We start from the raw sequence: 18,823 nt of genomic DNA, 5'->3' as shown, positions 1-18,823 counted from the left end.
ATGAGCGTCCAGACCACGAAGCGGCGGCTGAGCCCCGCCAATATCCTGAGCTTGAAGGGCGAACGCCCGATCGTCAGCCTCACGGCCTATACGACGCCGATCACGCGGCTCCTCGACCCGCATGTGGATTTCCTGCTCGTCGGCGATTCGCTCGGCATGGTGCTCTACGGCCTCGACACCACCGTCGGCGTCACGCTCGACATGATGATCGCCCATGGCCAGGCCGTGATGCGCGGCTCCGAGCGCGCCTGCGTCGTCGTCGACCTGCCCTTCGGCTCCTACCAGGAATCGAAGGAGCAGGCCTTCCGCAGCGCCGCGCGCGTGCTCAAGGAGACCGGCTGCAGCGCCGTGAAGCTCGAGGGTGGCGCGGAGATGGCCGAGACGGTCGATTTCCTCGTCAGCCGCGGCATTCCGGTGCTCGGCCATGTCGGGTTGATGCCGCAGCTCGTCAACACGACCGGCGGCTACCGCTCGGTCGGCCGTAACGAGAAGGAAGTGGCGAAGATCCGTCGCGACGCCAAGGCGATCGACGATGCCGGCGCGTTTGCGATCGTCGTCGAGGGCACCGTCGAGCCGGTGGCGCGCGAGATCACCGCGACCTTGCGCTCCCCGACCATCGGCATCGGGGCCTCGCCGGCCTGCGACGGCCAAATCCTCGTCTCGGACGACATGCTCGGCATCTTCAACGACTTCAAGCCGCGTTTCGTCAAACACTTCGCCGAGCTCGCGCCGGCAATCTCGAAGGCGGTGGAGGACTATGCCAAGGAGGTGAAGGCCCGCACCTTCCCCGGCATCGAGCATACGTTCCAGGTGAAGCACTGATCGTGCGGGTGATCGCGATCTTCGCCCCTTTCCCCCGCATGCGGCCGTCTGCGGGGAGAAGGTGCCGGCCGGCCGGATGAGGGGCGGCAGCGCGGCGACCCCTTCTGACGCGGACACACCCACAAGCCTCACCCGTCCGACCGTGCCCAGGCTCCCACAGCTCGAGCCATAAGAAACTTCAATCATTGCATCAGCGCAATTGAATTGTCGCCGGACGCGGCAGCCTCTATCTCTCCGGCGAGCCGGTTTGCGCACGCGCTGCCGCGTCTTTCGGCCGCCGGCGGGAGAATTTCATGGACGGAAGCGATTTCCGGGACGGCCTGCGCAGCGGCTTTCCCATCACGCTCGCGGCTTCGCCATTCGGTGCGCTCTTCGGGGCCTTGGCGATCGACAACGGCTTCACCATCGCCGACGCGGTGTTGATGAGCGCGACGGTCTATGCCGGCGCCAGCCAGATGGTGGGCATCGAACTGTTCGGCAGTCACGTCCAGCCCTGGCTGGTGGTGCTTTCGGTTTTCGCGGTCAACTTCCGCCACGTGCTCTATTCCGCCTCGATTGCCAAGCACATCCGTCACTTCAGCCTCACGCAGAAGCTCCTCGCCTTCTTCCTGCTCGTCGATCCGCAATATGCCGAGACGGAGCAACGCAGCGAGCGCGGACTGCCGGTCACCTTCGCCTGGTATCTCGGCTTCGGCCTGGTGATCTACGTGCCGTGGCTCCTCAATACGCTGGTCGGCGCGATCTTCGGCCAAATGATCGGCGATCCCAAGGCGATCGGTCTCGATGTGCTGCTGCCGGTCTATTTCCTCGGTCTCGTGATGAGCTTCCGCAAGCGCGATCGTTTCCTGCCGATCGTCGCCACGAGCGCGGTTGCTTCGGTCGCGGCCATGCATTTCGTCGGCTCGCCCTGGCACGTCAGCATCGGCGCGCTCGCCGGCATCCTGCTTGCCGCCTGTCTCCCGCTGCAGCAGGCGGCCAAGGAAGTGCGGCCTGCGGAACAGGAGGCTTGAGGCATGGACCCGCAACACCTCGAACTGATCTATCTGATCATTGCCGCAGCGATTGCCACCTATGCCACCAGGTTCGGCGGCTATGTGCTGATCACCCAGTTGAAGAACATTCCGCCGCGCCTCGAAGCGGCCCTGAATGCGGTTCCGGCGGCGGTGCTGACGACGCTCGTGGCGCCCGCCTTCGTCTATGGCGGCTTCGACGTTGCCGCGGCAATGCTCGTCGCCTTCGTAATCGGGCTGCGGTTCTCGACGCTCAGGATGCTGCTCGTCGGCTGGCTTGTCGTGATGGTGATTCGCTATTTGGTTGTTTAGAGCGGCATGCGCTGGCGCCGAGGTCCCGCATTGGCGCAGGACCGGTCCTGGATTATGATGCTCTCGTTGCCGGAGAGGCATCCGCCTTCCGGCCGCGGAGGAGCGATAATCATGATCAGGATTTTGATTGCCCTTTTGCTCGCGCTCGCACCTGTGACGGCCTTTGCCAATCAGTGCCCCACCATGATGGCAGCGATCGACGCGGCGATGCCGAACGCCTCCCTTTCCGAGAGCGACATGGCCAAGGTCAAGCAGTTGCGGCAGCAAGGCGAAGAGCTGCACAAGGCCGGCGATCACGCCGGCTCGGAGGCAGCGCTCGGCGAAGCGAAGAAGATGCTTGGAATTTAAACCGAGTGCCGGCTCGCCCCGGGCTTTTTGGCTCTTCGACGTCGCGGGCACATCCCGGCAGCGTATTTTTTGGCGATAGCGGACGTAACCCGTAGAATTCCCGGGTTACGCCGCAGCCTCGCGGTCAATATAAGGGTGCCGTTGGTAGAGACATCGAACCTCCCAACGGAGGCCCGGCTGCCCCCTTAGCCCCCAGCCCACGCCGCCGGGCCTCCCGCCTCGACCTACTGCATGTCTCCTTCAATGGACCTCGCTTCAAGGACAAAGACATGCAGCACTTCAAGGCGCCACTGCGACCTTTGCGCGTCTGATAGGAAGTGCGGCGCTGTCGAGCCTTCAAACGCCGCGGCCAACCAGACCAGTTCAGCGTGCAATCGCTTCCGTAGCGGCCGTCAGCCAGCTGCGGGTCGCGTCGTCGGCCAGCAGCGGCATGAGCTTTTCGCGCGTTTGCGCATGATAGGCATTCAGCCAGGCAAGCTCGTCATCCGTCAGCAGGCCGGCGAGGACGAGCCGGCGGTCGATCGGGCAGAAGGTCAGCGTGTCGAAGCCGAGCATCGGCTGGTCGCCGCCCGCGATCTCGGCCGCCGGCGTTACGACGACGAGATTCTCGATGCGGATGCCGAAGGCGCCGGGGCGATAGTAGCCGGGCTCGTTGGAAAGGATCATGCCGGGCAGCAGTTTCTGGACGGCTAGCCGGGCAATGCGTTGCGGTCCTTCGTGCACGGAGAGATAGGAGCCGACGCCGTGACCGGTGCCGTGGGCATAGTCGGCCCCCGCCTTCCACAGCGCGATGCGGGCGAGCGGGTCGAGGTCGACGCCGCGCGAGCCCTTGGGGAAACGGGCCGTGCTGATCGCGATCATTCCCTTCAGCACCAACGTGAAGAAACGCTTCTGCTCTTCGGGCACGGCGCCGACCGCGACGGTGCGGGTGATGTCGGTCGTGCCGTTGATGTATTGCGCGCCGGAATCGATCAGGAACATGGTGCCTGCTTCGATCGGCCGGTCGGTGGCCGTGGTCACGCGATAATGCATGATCGCCGCATGGGGCCCGGCGCCGGCGATGGTGTCGAAGGATATGTCCCTCAACGGATTCTGCATGCGCTCGCCGACCGCCGCGCGCACCGCCTCCAGCCGCTCTGTCGCGCCGATTTCGGAGACGCTGCCGGGTTCCGTCCGATCGAGCCAGGCCAGGAACTCCACCATCGCGGCACCATCCTGCAGATGTGCGCGGACGGATCCGGCAATCTCGGCCGAATTCTTGCAGGCGCGGGCCAGGCGCGCCGGATCGGCGGCCTCGATCAGTGAGCCGCCCCTGGCGCGGATCAGTTCGCCGATCGCGAAGGGGGCGAGATCCGGATCGAGCATGATCGCCGCACCGGCGGAGGCGAGCACGGCCAGCCGGTCGTCGAAGGTCCCCGGGGGCGCGATGTCGGCAAGCTGGGTCAGATAGGCCTCTTCCTCGATGCCGGCCTTGCGCTTGTCGAGGAAGATCTCGGCGCGGCCGTTCGCGTGGATGACGGCGCGCGCCAGCGGGTGCGGCGTATGCGGCACGTCGCTGCCGCGGATGTTGAAGGCCCAGGCGACGGAGGAGGGGTCGGTGAGGACGACGGCCGCGGCCTTCGCCTTGCCGGTGCTCGCCGCGATCATGGCGATCTTGTCCTTCGCCAATTGTCCCGCGTGCTCGATCGGCTGAATCGTCACCCGGCCGAGGGGAGCGGCGGGCCGGTCGGTCCAGAGCGGATCGAGCGGATTGTTTTCGAGGAAGACGAGGGCGCCGCCGACCGCGGCGAGCGCTCTTTCAAGCCGGCGCACTTCCGCAGCCGTGTGCAGCCAGGGGTCTATGCCGAGGCGGAACCCCTTGGGGGCATGTGCTTCGAGCCAGACATGCGGCGGCTCGCCGATGAGGTCGCCGCCGGTAAAGACGCTTGCATCCACCTGCTCCTTGAGCTGGGTCACGTAACGGCCGTCGACGAAGACGATCGCTTCGCGCTGCGTAACGAGGGCGACCCCGGCCGAACCGGTGAAGCCGGTCAGCCACGAGAGCCGCTCGGAGCAGGCGGGCACATACTCGCCCTGAAACTCGTCGGCGCGCGGCACCAGGAAGCCGTCGATGCCGAGAGGCTTGATGGCGGCGCGCAACGCCGCGGTGCGCTCCTTGCCGAACTGGGGCGTGGAAGTGACTTCGAATGACTGAAACATGTATTTTTCCGATAGCTGGCGAGAACCGCAGGTGAGTGAAGGCATGTTAGCGGAAAGGTCGCTTCGCGGGAAAGAGGCGACATCCTGCCTCGGCTCGGCCGGCTATGCTCCGATCGCGTCTTCATCGCGAAAACCGCGTAATTGTAATACTTATGCATCATGCGCATGGCTCCCATGCTGCAATGCATCTTTATCTATTGAAATGATGGTTTATAAGCGCGGCCAACGAACACGGGCAAACGCCCGGTGGTTCAAAGGACTGCAGTTCCGAGAACGGTTGGTCATCTGTTCTCCTCCTCCCTCAAGGGTGGCCAGCTTCGGAACGGTAGAAGCCCGCTCGAGCGCTCCTCCTCCTCAGGCTCGCGGGCATGGCCGGTCTCAAGCCGGTCAGCGGGCGGTGCTTCGGCATCGCCTTTGTTTTGAAAAGGCCGCCCGTCATGATCGACTGGCGGCCTTTTCGTTGTCTGCGATCCTGCTCGGCCGAGTGCTTGAATTGCGCCGATTGCGTTCACCTCGACCCCTCACCCCGTCAAAACGGGGAGAAGGTGCCGGCAGGCGGGCGAAGGCAGATGCACGCCTATTTCGTCAGGCAGATCGTCACCCAGCCATTGCGCCAGATGGTGCGCACATGCTTGAGGTTCTGGCCGTTATAGGCGGCGAGCACCTTCCAGCGCTGTTCGGCTAGAATGCCGGAGAGGATGACGGAGCCTCCGGGCGCGAGATGGGCGACGAGCTGCGGCGCCATCTTCATGAGCGGCCGCGCCAGGATATTGGCGATGATCAGGTCGAAGGGGCCGTGTGTCCTGAACGCCGTCGAGTGGAAGCCGGGCGCGGTTGCGAAGGTGAGGCCGGCCACGACGCCGTTGCGGCGGGCGTTGTCGGCGGCGACGCGGGTCGCAACCGGGTCGATATCCGTCGCCAGAACCGGCACGTGCAGGAGCTTGCGGGCCGCGATCGCCAGCACGCCGCTTCCCGTGCCGAGGTCGAGGACGTTGCGGTAGCGTCGCGCGTTGGTGGCCGAGGCGAGCATTTCGAGGCAGCCGGCGGTGGTGCCGTGATGCCCGGTGCCGAAGGCCTGGCCGGCATCGATCTCAATGGCGATCTCGCCGGTCTTCACCTTGTCGCGATCGTGCGAGCCATGCACGACGAAGCGGCCGGCGCGCACCGGGGCGAGGCCCTCCAGGGATTTGGCGATCCAGTCGATGTCGGGCAGAACCTCCCGGCCGATCGGAAGATCGGAGAACTCGGCCGCAAGCGCATCGGCAAGGCGCGCTTTCACCTGCTCCTCTTCGTTCGCCATCATGTAGACCGATGCTTCCCAGACATCGCGCTTCTCGTCGATCTCCATGGTCGCGATCGCGTAGTCCTCGTCTTCGAAGACCGTGCTCAGGAGATCGAGAACGGCGGCGGCCCGTCGCTCGGTGGTCGTGACGAAAAGGCGTATCTCGCTCAAGATTCTTTCCTTCGGCTGCACTGCGGCATGTCTCCTTCGACCGGCCTCGATGAAGGACAAGGACATGCAGCAATTCAAAGTGCAGCAGCGACCTTTGCGCCCCTGACAGGACGCGCCGCGCTGCAGGGCTCGCCGCTACCATGAATGGGGCACAAACGCAAAGCGCCGGTCCTGCCGGCGCTTCGTTGGGGATTGCCCAGGCGCTCAGCCCTTGATCAGGTTTTCAAGCTTCTTGACGGCGTTTTCCGGATTTTCGCCATAGGCGATCGTGCCGCTGAACTGGCCGTTCGCGTCGAGCAGGAAGACCGAGGCCGTATGGTCCATCGTGTAGTCGCCGTCGGGCTTCGCCTCGTCGACCGGCACCTTCTTGTAATAGACGCGGTAGCCCTTGACCATTTCCAGCACCTTCTCGGGCGGGCCGGAAATGCCGGTGATTCGCTTCGAGACGTTGGAGACATATTGGCCGAGCAGTTCCGGCGTATCGCGCTCGGGATCGACGGTGATGAAGTAGGCCTGCAGCTTGCTGCCGTCGGGATCGACCTTTTCGAGCCAGCCGTTCAATTCAAACAGCGTCGTCGGGCAGACTTCCGGGCAGTGGGTGAAACCGAAGAAGAGCGCGGTCGGCTTGCCGGTGAACGCCTTTTCGGTAATCGGCTGGCCGGTCTGGGCGACCAGCGTGAAGGGGACGCCGAAGGGGCCGGACGATGCCTGCTGCTTCGACTGGGTCATGTCGAAGGTGAGCCAGCCGAGAACGGCCACCATGACGAGGATGGCTGCCCAAAGGACGATGCGTATGGATTTCATCATTGCCACCGGTCTGTTGCGGGGCCTGGTCGGCCGTCAAGGAATGCAGGGTTGTGATACCGCTTCGCGGTCGCCGCTGCAAAGGGGAGAATTGCCGCAGGGTCCGAAGGAGAAAACCGGGCGCACCTTTGCGCTAGAAACACCAGGAGAGGCCGCTCTGTGCGAGCGAAAGGAAAATGTCGGCGCCATGCGCCATCCAGCCCTGGAAGGTGAGGAGCAGGACGAGCGCGAGCGCGCCCGTGACCAGGGCGAGAATGAGCGGCGACAGCGATTTCTTCATGTCCGTGCGCATGGGGCCATCATAGCACCGCCGGGCGGCAGGGAAAGATCGGAGAAGCCACATGGGCCATGTGCAAAGTTTATCGGTGTTTTAGCGATTGTTTAAGGTCTGTTTGCCAGTGTCGGTCGACGCGGAGAAGTGCACCACTTCGACATGACATGAGGTCATCCGGTTTGATCGAGTCCGGCCTTCCGCATCGATCGCAACGGAGGACCCTGGCTGCCGCCGGCGGGTCCATTACCTTGGACTGCCCATCACATGAACACCTCTCCATCCGCCAAAAGCAATCTTTCGGTCAGCCAGCGACTGGCGACGCTCGCGGGTGCCGCCTTTCTGGGTTTCGGCTCCTTGCTCGCCGTCGGCTGGTATCAGAACAGCCGGTCTGAAGCCGCCCTCGAGAAGGCGATCGTCGCAGAGCGCGGCATGAGAACGATCGAGGACATGCGCTTCGCCGGCATGGAACTCGTCCTGACCGCAATGGATACGATCATCGATCGTGACGAGCGCAAGATCCAGCCGGAGCGGGAAGCGCAGATAAAGGCGTCGCTCGAACTGCTCGATGCGAACATGTCCGCGCTTCGGGAACTGGCAAGCCTGATCGGGAAGACGGGTCTTCTGGCGAATTTCGAGGCCGATCTGGCGCAAGTGCGCAAGGCCGTCGCGACAGACCTGAAGGTGCTGGTGGAAGCGGGCGCGCCAGCCGGTGATTTTGCGCGGATCGACGACGCGATCGACGCTGGCGGCGAGCGCATGAATGCGGTCCTGACGGAGCTCACGGAGGCAGCCGCGAATCTTGCATCGGAGCGCACGGAGGAAGCGCGCGCCGAAGCCAGTCATGCCCTCTTGATGCAGGCGGTAGCCGGGCTCCTTGCCATGGGCGCAATGCTCGCATTGATCTGGTTCCATGGGAACGTCTTGCGCCGGGGCATTCTTGGCCTGCGCGACAGCATGCAGCGCATCCTTTCGGGGGACCTCTCCACCCCGGTGCCGGCGCGCGGACGTGGCGATGAAATCGGCGAAATGGCGCGGTCGGTGGACCTGTTCCGGGTGGAGGCGATAGAGAAGCGTTCCCTGGAGGAGCGGGCGACGGCGGGCCGCGAGGAAATCGAGCAGGAACGCACGCGCCAGGAAGCGGAGCGCGACCAGGCGGTCGCCAGGATCACGGCTGCAGTCAATGTCCTCGGCCAGGCCCTCAACCAGCTTGCCGAGGGCAACATGGCGGTTGCCATCCGCGAGCCGTTCGAGGGAGGCCTCGATGCGCTCAGGCGCGACTTCAACAACACGGTGGAGCGGCTGAGCCACGTCCTTTCGAGCGTCAAGGAGAACACGGCATCGATCGAATCGAACGGCCGGCAGATGCGCAGCGCGGCCGATGACCTGGCGCGGCGCACGGAAAGGCAGGCGGCATCGCTGGAACAGACTTCGGCTGCGCTCGAGGAAATCACGGTGACGGTCAAGACCGCGACCGAGCGCGCCGAAGAGGCGAGCCGCATGGTCGACGAGACACGCATCAATGCCGAGGAATCCGGGCGCATCGTCGGCGAGGCGATCGCCGCCATGGCCCGCATCGAGGGTGCCTCCAACGAGATCGGCAAGATCATCAACGTGATCGACGAGATTGCCTTCCAGACCAATCTCCTGGCGCTCAATGCCGGGGTCGAGGCGGCGCGTGCCGGCGAGGCCGGCAAGGGCTTCGCGGTCGTCGCCCAGGAGGTGAGGGAACTTGCCCAGCGGGCGGCGGGCGCGGCCAAGGACATCAAGGCGCTGGTGACGCGGTCGGGCACCGAGGTCGGAACCGGCGTCAAGCTCGTCCAGGAAACCGGCGACGCGCTCGGCCGCATCGGCGTCAACGTCGCGCGCATCAACGAACACATGAGCTCCATCGTGATGGCGGCGCGCGAACAGTCGACCGGCCTTCACGAGATCAATAGCGCGGTCGCCCAACTCGACCAGATGACCCAGCAGAACGCCGCCATGGTCGAGGAGACCAACGCCGCGAGCCACACGCTCGCGCAGGACGCCGAGAAGCTCGGCGAGCTCGTCGGCCAGTTCCGCCACGGGCAGGCGCGCGAGGCGACGATTCGTGCAGCGGCCCCGGTTCCGGTCCCGCCGCTGGTCAAGGCGGCCGTGGCCAAAGCAGGCGCAGCGAGGTCAGGCGCGACAATGGCAGGCGCGACAATGGCAGGCGCGGCGAGGGCAGGCGCTTCGGCAGGCACGGCAAGCGCTGCTGGCGGAAAGCCTGTGACGCTCCGCAAGCCCGCCGCAGCGGCGGCTACCGCTCGTCCAACTCCATCTCCCGCCAAGGCTCTGATGGGCAAGCTGGCGGGCGCATTCGGCAACAACCCGGGTTCCTCGCCGTCGGTGGCGGCGTCCGGCGAAAAGTGGGAAGAATTCTGATCATGAACAACGCAATCAAGCAGTCGGGTGCCTATCTCGAAATCGTCTCCTTTCACCTCGGTGACCAGGAGTTCTGCATCGACATCATGGCGATCCGCGAAATCCGCGGGTGGGCGCCGGTGACGCCGATGCCGCACACGCCGCCCTATGTGCTCGGCCTCATCAACCTGCGCGGCGCGGTGATCCCGGTCATCGACATGGCCTGCCGCCTCGGCATGAAGATGACCGAGCCGTCGGAGCGCTCCGCGATCATCGTCACCGACATCAACGGCAAGCTCGTCGGCCTGCTGGTCGAACAGGTTTCCGACATGATGACGATCCGCGGCGAAGACCTGCAGCCCGCGCCGGAGATCATTCCGGAGGCGCAGCGTGCCTTCTGCCGCGGCATCGTCGCACTGGAAAAGTCGATGGTCTGCTTCCTCAACCTCGACACCGTCATCGCCGACGAACTGGCACAGGCGGCATAGCCTCGAGGCCGGCCCTGGAGCTTCGCGCGTCCTATCAGATGCGCCAAGGGCGCTGTGGCCCTTTGGATTGCCGCATGGCTCTGTCGTTCGATCGACGCCGAAGGACGCATGCAGTAGAATTGCGAGACCCGCTTCGGCGGGTCTTTGCATGAGGGGGCCAAGCCCGCTTGTCAAACAGGAACACGTGCGCGGCAAACGAGTTATACCAGATACAGCATTGCTGAGGGGGGCGCGACACTGACAATCGCAGCATCCGCCCAGGAGGTTGGACGCTGAAACGGACACAGGAGCTGTGCCATGAACGTTTCAATGAGAACAACTTTCGTCGCATTCGTCCTTTCATCGGCCCTTGCAGGCGTTGCCGGTTCCGCCTTTGCTAACGGCTACTACCCGGGCATCGACCCGCATCATCCTCCAGGGACCCAGAACAGAGGCGCGATGCTGGTGCCCATGGTTGAGGATCCCTATTACGTCGATACCATGCCGACCGGCAGCATCTACGTCGATCCGGCGCCGACAGGGAGCGTCTATGTGCAGCCCGCTCCGAGGACGATCCTGTTGAGCCCGTCGGGGGCCCGCGAGCACTACACCGGTGAATACCAGGGCGGTGGCCAGGGCGATTACTATCAGGGCATTGTTCCCCCGGCTCCAGTACCGTGAATGCAATTCGCACTTTGCGATGACCGGTCGGACGCCGTCACGGACGGGCGGCGTCAAGTTAAAGTCGCGTAACGTCCATCACGGTTGCGGGAGCCAATCGTGACAAAACGTCAACTGCTTGCAAGCTGCAACCGGCGGGGATTGGTGTTATCGTCAAGCCGCAAAATGCATCCGCGGGGAGGTCGGGTGCCAAACGGACATAGGAGTTAATGCCATGAGAGTTTCGTTGAGAACATCGCTTGCCGCATTTGCCCTTTCATCCGCCTTGGCCGGCGTTGCTGCTCCGGCCTTTGCAGACAGCTACTATCCGGGCATCGACCCGAACAATCCTCCAGGAACCCTGAACCAGGCAAGGGCCACAATGCCACGGGCTCCCGCCATGCTGGACCCGACCGCGACAGGCAGCATCGACGGTCAACCGCGCCAGCAGATGCTCTATCCGACCGGCAATTCCGGGCAGAGATACGATCCCGGCGAGGGCGACTATTATCCCGGCATCGTTCCGCCGACACCCTGAAAGCGGTAGTTTCCTCGCTCCTGCGGGATAGGGCCGGCGCCTATCCCGCAGGAGCCCGGCTTCGCCTCTGTCGCGGCCGCGACGTCTATTGCGGCCGGCCGTTTTCCCACTTGACCGTCTGTCCGAAGAGCGGAACCGTCGAGATCGACATCTTCGCCGATCCGTCGGTGACCTGGCGCGAGTGCGCGAGGTAGATCAGCGTGTCGTTCGCCTTGTCGTAGATGCGGGTCACCAGCAGGTCTTTCCAGATCAGCGACAGTCCCGAGCGAAAGACTTCTTCACCTTCCCTGGACACGTCGATGTCGCCGATGGAGATCGGTCCCGTCTGCCGGCAGGCGATCGAATTGTTCGACGGATCCTCGAACCAGTTGCCGTTCTTCAGGCGATCGATGACGCTGCGGTCGAAATAGGTGACGTGGCACGTCACGCCGCTGACCTTCGGATCGCGCACGGCATCGATCTTGATGTCGTTGCCGAGCCAGTCGACTCCGACCTGGCCGACCGTTTCGGCGCGAGCCGGCAAGGCAGCGACAGCCGAGACGGCGAGGCCGGCGAAAAGCAGGATGCGGAAGCGGCGCAACATGAATCCCTCCAATGAAATGCACCGTTCAGATAGGCGGTGGATACGGCAATGCAAGGCATTGCCGTCGCGCGGGAGGTTTTCCGCTCGCAGGTCAGGCGGTTTGGGCGAGGTGCTGCTCGCGCAGCGGGTCGGCCGCGCGCAATTGGGCCGCGGCCGCGGCAAGTGCCAGCGAACTCGCGTCGATCTGGTGACGCCTTGCGATCGAACAGCGGTCGCGACCATCGGCCTTGGAATCGTAGAGTGCGAGATCGGCGCGGATCATCACGTCCGTGATGGTATCGTCCGGCACTGCCGCCGCGATGCCGATACTCACGGTCAGCCGGATGCGCCGTTGCGCGCGCCCGGCCGGCGTTTCGCGCACGGTCCGGCAGATGTCTTCGGCAAGCGCCGTTGCCTGTTCTTCGGTGTGGCCCGGCAGGATGACGCCGAACTCCTCGCCGCCGATCCTGCCGAGAATCCCCCGCTCGCCCAGGAAGGTGGAGACGACGTCGGCGAAATGGGCGAGCGCCATGTCGCCGCAGGCGTGCCCGTAGCGGTCGTTGATCTGCTTGAAATAGTCGAGGTCGAGCAGCAGGAAGGCGAGCGGCCGGCCGTGGGTTAGGCACTCGGCGAAAATCCGTTCTCCCTCCTCGATCAGCGCCCCGCGCGACAGGGCCCCCGTCAGCCCGTCGCGGGCGATCGCGACCCGGAGCCCGGCGATGACGCGGTTCTGGACCGTGACGATAACGGCGAAGAAGAGAACCGGCAGCAGCAGCGCGCTCAGGGCGGCAAGGGAGAGCTCGAAGGCGATCGACGCGGGTGCTTCCGCGACGCCCGCCGAGGGATGCGGCGGCCGGCCGAAAACGTGAACTGATGCCGCGCAGGCAACCGCGGCGGCGGCGAGGATGGCCACCTGCATCACCGGCTTCGCTTTCGGCCAGCGATCGGCCGCCGGCGGGCCGGCTGCAAGGATCAGCATGGCGGCGAGGCCCCCGATGACGATCATGCGGGCGGGAAGGCTGTCATGGCCGCCGAGCGTGATCGCAAATCCCGTGACACCGCCAGCGAAGGCCAGCGCCACAAAGACCCCGACGGGCAGCGAAAGGTCGAGAAGCCGGCCGTAACCCAGGAGGATGAAGACGAAGGCGACGGTCAGCGCGGCATGGCCGAGAACGATCGCAAGCGGCATCTGCAAGGCCGCGGCCGCCGTCATGGCGCCGGTTGCAGCTATGCATAGTAAGCAGCCGGTCGCGAATTCGCGGGCGCCGGCCACCGCCGTGCGTTGCAGGGACCAAAGGACCGGCAGCATCGCCAGGAGTGCAATGACCGAGATGAAGGCGAGAAAGCTCATTTCGAAACGGCCTGTCGTGCTAAAATAAAGAGCGGCTTGTGTCGCAGCCATTATTCGAGATCAATTGGTACCCGGGGCCCCTTAATGAAAGCCGGCAAAAATCCCTGCAATTTTAGGGATTGGTCGATCCCTTCGATTGTGTCCTGGGGTAGAGCGCCAGCAGGCCCGGTCCACAGCGCCGCGCGGTCTGGGCCATCCCGCTCGAGGCGATACGCCTCACGGCGTCTGCGCTCCGTCCGGCGGCGGTGATTGCGGAGCGCATGCCATGCCCGAAGAGAGATTGCCTTTTGCCGACAGGGCCGATGCGGGTCGCAGACTCGCCCGCGCCATCGAGAAGGAAGACTTTGCCGATCCGCTGGTGATGGCGCTGCCGCGTGGCGGCGTGCCGGTCGCCTTCGAGGTGGCGGCGATCCTCGGCGCGCCGCTCGAACTCCTGCTCGTTCGCAAGATCGGCGCGCCGGGTCACGAGGAGTTCGGCCTCGGTGCGCTCGTCGACGGCGAGGAACCCCTTCGCGTGCTCAACGCCGAGGCCATGCGTCTGGTGCGGCCCTCGGAGGCCTATCTCGAGGAGGAGACCGCGCGCCAGCGGCTTGAGCTTACGCGTCGTCGCGCCCTCTATCTCGGCGATCGTCCGCGCATTTCTCCGAAGGGCCGCAACGTGATCATCGTCGACGACGGCATTGCCACCGGCGGTACCGCGACGGCGGCGGTCAGGGCCATGCGGCAGGCGGGCGCCGCGAAGCTGATGCTCGCCGTGCCGGTCGCGCCGCCCAATGCGATCGCCAGCCTGCGCAGCGAAGTGGATCGGATCGTCTGCCTTGCCAGTCCCGCGTCGTTTCACGCCGTCAGCATCTACTACGATGATTTCTCCCAGACGACGGACGACGAGGTGATCGCGCTGATGAAGCGCGCGAATGGAGAAGATACAGGAAGCGAGGCGGGAAGCGGCACGATGAGTCCAGACGGCCACGCGTGACGAACCCCTGCCGCCGCCGGATAGACCTCGCGGATATCAAGGTTTATGCTGCCGCCCCCGTAACGGTCTTTCCGGTGGGGACGATGATGAGTCACAACCTTTCCATCCGGCCGGTCGTCCGGAGCGACTACGACCAGTGGCTGCCGCTCTGGGAAGGCTACAACGCCTTTTACGGACGCTCGGGCGAAAGCGCGCTCGCTCCCGACATCACTCACATGACCTGGTCGCGCTTCTTCGATGCCTATGAGCCGATGCATGCCCTGGTTGCCGAGAACAAGGGCCGGCTCGTCGGGCTCACCCACTTCATCTTTCATCGCACCACCACGGCGATCCAGCCGAATTGCTATCTCCAGGACCTCTTCATCAACGAGGCGGCACGCGGAGGAGGGGTCGGCGAGGCACTGATCAACGGCGTCTTCGACGCAGCAAGACGAGCCGGAACCTCGCGCGTCTACTGGCTCACCCACGAGTCGAACGTGAAGGCAATGCGGCTCTACGACAAGGTGGCCGAGAAGTCAGGGTTCGTGATGTATCGGATGGTGATCTGAGGGATGCGACTGAGGTTCGCCCGGTTACACCCGCTCCACAAACCCGTCCAGCACCCGCTTCTGCCCGGCCCGGTCGAAATCGATCGTCAGCTTGTTGCCCTCGATCGCGGCGATGTTGCCGTTGCCGAACTTTATGTGGAAGACGCGGTCGCCGACGTTGAAGCGGGAGGGTTCCGCGCTGGTCGACTTGGCGACGAGCTCGCCCTCGATGGTGCGGGTGCGCGGGCCTGACTCGCCATAGCCGATGCGCTCGACGGCATGGCCGGAGCGGGTGCCCCAGTTGTCGCGGGTGGCGTCCGAGCGGTGCTGCTGGGCGCGTTTCCAGCCGGGGGTCTGATAGGTGTTCTCGAAGGGGTCGGCCCGGTCGAAGCGGGACTGGCCGTAGCCGCCGCGGCTATAGCCGCCATAGGAGGCTTCCTGTTCGGCCACTTCGACGTGGTCGATCGGCAGTTCGTCGAGAAAGCGCGAGGGCATGGTCGATTGCCAGAGACCGTGGATGCGGCGGTTGGAGACGAACCAGATGTGGCAGCGGCGCTTGGCGCGGGTGATGCCGACATAGGCAAGCCGGCGCTCCTCCTCGAGACCGGCGCGGCCGCCTTCGTCGAGGGCGCGCTGGTGGGGGAAAAGGCCTTCCTCCCAGCCTGGCAGGAAGACCGTGTCGAATTCCAGGCCCTTGGCCGAATGCAGCGTCATGATCGAGACGGCATCCATGTCCTCGTTCTGCTCGGCGTCCATGACGAGGGCGACATGCTCGAGGAAGCCGCGCATCGACTCGAAGGCTTCCATAGAGCGGATGAGTTCCTTGAGGTTTTCGAGGCGCCCCGGAGCCTCGGCCGACTTGTCGGCCTGCCACATCGCCGTGTAGCCGCTCTCGTCGAGGATCTTTTCGGCAAGCTCGGTGTGGGGCGTCGTCTCGAGCAATGTCTGCCAGCGGCGGAAATCGGTGACGACGTCGAACAGCGCCTTCCGCGCCTTCGGCTTCAGCTCGTCCGTCTCGATGATCTCGCTTGCGGCGGCAAGCATCGGAATGTCGCGGGCGCGGGCGTAGTCGTGGAGCGTCCGCACCGTGGTGTCCCCGAGGCCCCGTTTCGGCGTGTTGACGATGCGCTCGAAGGCAAGATCGTCGGCGGGCTGGCAGACGAGGCGGAAATAGGCCATGGCGTCGCGGATCTCGAGTCGCTCGTAGAAGCGCGGGCCGCCGATGACGCGGTAGTTGAGGCCGAGGGTGACGAAGCGGTCTTCGAATTCGCGCATCTGGAACGAGGCCCGCACCAGGATCGCGATGTCGTTCAGATTGTGCTTCCGGCGCTGGAGCTGCTCGATCTCCTCGCCGACGGCACGGGCTTCCTCCTCGGAGTCCCAGGCGGCATGGACGTGAACCTTCTCGTCGTCGGGACTGGCCCGCTCGGTAAACAGCGTCTTGCCCAAGCGGCCCTCGTTATGGGCGATCAGATGCGAGGCGGCCCCGAGGATGTGCTCGGTCGAGCGGTAGTTGCGCTCGAGCTTGATGACCTTGGCGCCGGGAAAATCCTTCTCGAAGCGGAGGATGTTGTCCACCTCGGCACCGCGCCAGCCGTAGATCGACTGGTCGTCGTCGCCGACGCAGCAGATGTTAACGACGGGTTTCCGCTGCCCTCCGTCGTGTGGCTGCCCCTCCCCAACCCCTCCCCACAGGGGGGAGGGGCTAGCTTGCCGTGCCGCCGGGCGTTCCCCGCTCACATTCGATGGGGAGGAAGACGCGGCCGCACGCTCCTGCCCCTCCCCCTTGTGGGGAGGGGTTGGGGAGGGGTCTTTGGCAAATTGGGTTGCGGAGGGGTGTTTCCCCTGCGGCCGCTGCGCCAGGAGCCGCAGCCACATGTATTGCGCCGTGTTGGTGTCCTGGTACTCGTCGACCAGAATGTAGCGGAACTTGTCGTGGTAATCCTTCAGCACGTCCGGATTGGCGCGGAACATGCGGATCGGATGCAGGAGCAGGTCGCCGAAGTCGCAGGCGTTCAGCGTGATGAGCCGGTTCTGGTAGGCGGCGTAGAGTTCGCGGCCCTTGCCGTTGGCGAAGGCGCGGGCGTCGCCCTCCGGGATCTGCGACGGGTCGAGGCCCTTGTTCTTCCAGGTGTCGATCATGCCGGCGAACTGCTTGGCCGGCCAGCGCTTGTCGTCGAGACCCTCCGCCTGGATGAGCTGCTTGATGAGGCGGACGACGTCGTCGGTGTCGAGGATGGTGAAGTCGGACCTGAGGCGGACGAGCTCGGCATGGCGACGCAAGAGCTTGACGCCGATCGAATGGAACGTGCCGAGCCAGGGCATGCCTTCGACCGCGTGGCCGACGAGCACGCCGATGCGCTCCTTCATTTCGCGCGCGGCCTTGTTGGTGAAGGTCACCGCGAGGATCTGCGAGGGGTAGGCGCGGCCCGTCGAGAGGATATGGGCGATGCGGGTCGTCAGCACCCGCGTCTTGCCGGTACCGGCGCCCGCGAGCACGAGCACCGGCCCTTCCAGCGTTTCGACGGCTTCGCGCTGCTCCGGATTGAGACCGGAGAGATAATCCGGCTGCTTGGCCTTGTCGCGGGCGGCCATGGCGCGCGCGGCGATGCCGGCGGCGGGCTGAGGCTTGCGCGGTGCCGGCTCCTCGTCGAAGAAGGGAATGTCGTCGAAACCTTTGCTCATGCGGCCCAATGTAGTGATTCGGGACCGAAAGGCCAGAAAGGATGTTCTTCTTTTATTCCGGATTCTCTAACGGTCCGGACAACCCTGTGGAAAGACTGGTGTTTTCAGCGCCCGTATTTTGAGAGGCCATTATCCGATGTTGGCGTCGAATGCCGGATCGACCGGCACCTGCAGCGCCGTCGCCAACTGGTTGGTCCTGGCGGCGAGCGAAATGACGCGCAGAAGATCGGCATGCTCGGCCTCCGCCATGCCCTTGGCCTTGGCGGCGGCCGTATGGGAATGGATGCAATAGCCGCAGCCATTGGTGACGGAGACGGCGATATAGAGCATCTCCTTGACCAGCGGGTCGAGCGCCGAGGGCGTCGCCATCACCGCCTTGACCTCCGCCCAGGTCCGCTCCAGGAGGTCCGGATCGAAGGCGAGCCAGAGCCACATATTGTTGATGAAGTCCGATTTCCGCGTCGCGCGGATGTCGTCGAACACGGCTTTGACGCGCGGATTGGATTCCGGGTCGGACGGCGGGGCCACGGTGCTCATGCTTTTTCCTCTCGAGCGCGTTCAGACGAGAGCGAAGACGCGCGCCGGGCCGCCGGTGCCGCCGCGGTGCTTCGGCGCGCCGAGAACGAGCGTCGCGCCCTTGGCCGGCAGCTTGTCGAGATTAGCGGTCGCCTCCAGTCCCCAGCGGCCCTCCGGCAGCCAGGCGTTATGGGTGGCGAAATCCGCCGAAATGCCGTGGTCGAGCGAGAGGGTGTCGACGGCGATGCCTGCCGCCTTCGTCTCTTCCAAGAGGAACCTGGCCGCCTCGACATGGAAGCCCGGGAAATGCATCTTCTTCTCGCCGTCGGCATTCCGGAATTTGTCGGTGCCGACATGGGCCGCCCAGCCGGACAGCATGGCGACGCAAGCGTTTTCCGGAATGTCGCCGTTGGCGGCGATCCAGGCCTTGATATCGTCCGGCGTCACCTCAGCGTCGGCATCAGCTTCCGCCTTCTCGCGGATATCGACGACGCAGAGCGGCACCACGAGCTTCTCGACCGGCAGTTCGGCAACCGAAAGGCCATCGGCCGAGAAGTGCAGCGGCGCATCGACGTGCGTGCCGGTGTGCTCGTTCACCCGGAGTTCGAACAGATTGAACGTATGCTGGGCAAAGTTGAACTTCTGCTCGCGGAAGAACTGCTGCTGGCCGAAGTAGGTCGGAAATTCCTCGTGCAGCTCATGGGTGAGATCGGTGACGCTGTCGTGGCCCGCCGCAAGCGCCGGCGGGGCGATCCCCATGCCGGCGGCGGCGATTCCCGCCGTGCCGACCGCGGCCGCGCGGAAGAAGCCGCGCCGTGACAGCATTCGCTGCTTTACCGTTTCTATGACGCATGCATCGCACATGGCTTTTCTCCCCGTACCGAGCCCGCCGGAACAGCCGCCGGTTGCAGCTAGAATAGCCGAGCCGCGGCGGCTG

19 protein-coding genes are annotated in these 18,823 nt (G+C 64.8%); 10 read left to right on the top strand and 9 right to left on the bottom strand.

What is annotated here, in order from left to right; all coding sequences use genetic code 11:
- The 4 genes from panB (at position 1) to ATB98_RS26985 (ending at position 2,492) form a co-directional block, all read left to right on the top strand.
- Positions 1-822: a 3-methyl-2-oxobutanoate hydroxymethyltransferase gene (panB, locus tag ATB98_RS27000; protein WP_066879526.1), complete on the top strand. Its 822-nt coding sequence runs from the start codon at positions 1-3 to the stop codon at positions 820-822.
- 293 nt (positions 823-1,115) lie between these two features.
- Entirely contained in the window at positions 1,116-1,832 is a 717-nt protein-coding gene (locus ATB98_RS26995) for an AzlC family ABC transporter permease (RefSeq protein ID WP_066879522.1), read from the top strand.
- Between the two features lie 3 nt (positions 1,833-1,835).
- Positions 1,836-2,144 (top strand): AzlD family protein, encoded by a 309-nt coding sequence (locus ATB98_RS26990; protein WP_066879519.1) that lies wholly within the window; start codon positions 1,836-1,838, stop codon positions 2,142-2,144.
- Between the two features lie 111 nt (positions 2,145-2,255).
- On the top strand, positions 2,256-2,492 hold the full coding sequence (locus tag ATB98_RS26985; protein WP_192933984.1) for a hypothetical protein: 237 nt from the start codon (positions 2,256-2,258) through the stop codon (positions 2,490-2,492).
- 363 nt (positions 2,493-2,855) lie between these two features.
- Here ATB98_RS26985 and ATB98_RS26980 read toward each other — a convergent pair whose 3' ends face one another.
- The 4 genes from ATB98_RS26980 to ATB98_RS29310 all read right to left on the bottom strand — a co-directional run bounded on the left by ATB98_RS26980 (position 2,856) and on the right by ATB98_RS29310 (position 7,240).
- Entirely contained in the window at positions 2,856-4,691 is a 1,836-nt protein-coding gene (locus ATB98_RS26980; RefSeq protein WP_066879516.1) for an aminopeptidase P family protein, read from the bottom strand.
- A gap of 577 nt (positions 4,692-5,268) precedes the next feature.
- Complete coding sequence (locus tag ATB98_RS26975; protein WP_066879906.1) at positions 5,269-6,144, bottom strand: 50S ribosomal protein L11 methyltransferase; 876 nt, start codon at positions 6,142-6,144, stop codon at positions 5,269-5,271.
- A 204-nt stretch (positions 6,145-6,348) separates the two neighbouring features.
- Entirely contained in the window at positions 6,349-6,948 is a 600-nt protein-coding gene (locus ATB98_RS26970; RefSeq protein ID WP_066879905.1) for an SCO family protein, read from the bottom strand.
- A gap of 133 nt (positions 6,949-7,081) precedes the next feature.
- Positions 7,082-7,240, bottom strand: coding sequence for a hypothetical protein (locus ATB98_RS29310; RefSeq protein ID WP_153435441.1), 159 nt, complete (start codon positions 7,238-7,240; stop codon positions 7,082-7,084).
- Between the two features lie 246 nt (positions 7,241-7,486).
- On the opposite strand from ATB98_RS29310, the gene ATB98_RS26965 reads away from it, so the two are divergent.
- From ATB98_RS26965 to ATB98_RS26950, 4 genes are all read left to right on the top strand, one after another.
- Entirely contained in the window at positions 7,487-9,625 is a 2,139-nt protein-coding gene (locus ATB98_RS26965) for a methyl-accepting chemotaxis protein (RefSeq protein ID WP_066879513.1), read from the top strand.
- A 2-nt stretch (positions 9,626-9,627) separates the two neighbouring features.
- Positions 9,628-10,092, top strand: a complete 465-nt coding sequence (locus tag ATB98_RS26960; protein ID WP_066879510.1) for a chemotaxis protein CheW — start codon at positions 9,628-9,630, stop codon at positions 10,090-10,092.
- Between the two features lie 297 nt (positions 10,093-10,389).
- Positions 10,390-10,752, top strand: coding sequence for a hypothetical protein (locus tag ATB98_RS26955; protein ID WP_066879506.1), 363 nt, complete (start codon positions 10,390-10,392; stop codon positions 10,750-10,752).
- A 214-nt stretch (positions 10,753-10,966) separates the two neighbouring features.
- Entirely contained in the window at positions 10,967-11,269 is a 303-nt protein-coding gene (locus tag ATB98_RS26950; protein WP_066879503.1) for a hypothetical protein, read from the top strand.
- Between the two features lie 85 nt (positions 11,270-11,354).
- Here the strand turns inward: ATB98_RS26950 and ATB98_RS26945 are convergent, their stop codons facing one another.
- Both ATB98_RS26945 and ATB98_RS26940 read right to left on the bottom strand, forming a co-directional pair.
- Positions 11,355-11,852, bottom strand: a complete 498-nt coding sequence (locus ATB98_RS26945) for a CreA family protein (RefSeq protein WP_066879500.1) — start codon at positions 11,850-11,852, stop codon at positions 11,355-11,357.
- Positions 11,853-11,943: 91 nt separating this feature from the next.
- Positions 11,944-13,182 (bottom strand): GGDEF domain-containing protein, encoded by a 1,239-nt coding sequence (locus ATB98_RS26940; RefSeq protein ID WP_084435825.1) that lies wholly within the window; start codon positions 13,180-13,182, stop codon positions 11,944-11,946.
- Between the two features lie 265 nt (positions 13,183-13,447).
- Between ATB98_RS26940 and ATB98_RS26935 the strand changes: the two genes are divergently transcribed.
- A complete protein-coding gene (locus ATB98_RS26935; protein WP_066879494.1) occupies positions 13,448-14,158 on the top strand; it encodes a phosphoribosyltransferase in 711 nt (236 codons plus the stop codon).
- An 86-nt stretch (positions 14,159-14,244) separates the two neighbouring features.
- Positions 14,245-14,706: a GNAT family N-acetyltransferase gene (locus tag ATB98_RS26930; protein ID WP_066879903.1), complete on the top strand. Its 462-nt coding sequence runs from the start codon at positions 14,245-14,247 to the stop codon at positions 14,704-14,706.
- A gap of 24 nt (positions 14,707-14,730) precedes the next feature.
- Here ATB98_RS26930 and ATB98_RS26925 read toward each other — a convergent pair whose 3' ends face one another.
- The 3 genes from ATB98_RS26925 to ATB98_RS26915 form a co-directional block, all read right to left on the bottom strand.
- Entirely contained in the window at positions 14,731-17,370 is a 2,640-nt protein-coding gene (locus ATB98_RS26925; protein ID WP_066879491.1) for an ATP-dependent helicase, read from the bottom strand.
- A 129-nt stretch (positions 17,371-17,499) separates the two neighbouring features.
- Positions 17,500-17,907: a carboxymuconolactone decarboxylase family protein gene (locus tag ATB98_RS26920; protein ID WP_066879488.1), complete on the bottom strand. Its 408-nt coding sequence runs from the start codon at positions 17,905-17,907 to the stop codon at positions 17,500-17,502.
- Positions 17,908-17,928: 21 nt separating this feature from the next.
- A complete protein-coding gene (locus tag ATB98_RS26915) occupies positions 17,929-18,750 on the bottom strand; it encodes a cyclase family protein (protein WP_066879484.1) in 822 nt (273 codons plus the stop codon).
- Between the last annotated feature and the right edge of the window lie 73 nt (positions 18,751-18,823).

It is taken from the genome of Sinorhizobium saheli (assembly GCF_001651875.1).
GTDB classification, from domain to species: domain Bacteria; phylum Pseudomonadota; class Alphaproteobacteria; order Rhizobiales; family Rhizobiaceae; genus Sinorhizobium; species Sinorhizobium saheli.
The sequence above is the reverse complement of the archived record's forward strand: the minus strand, read 5'-3'. Positions and strand labels throughout refer to the sequence as shown.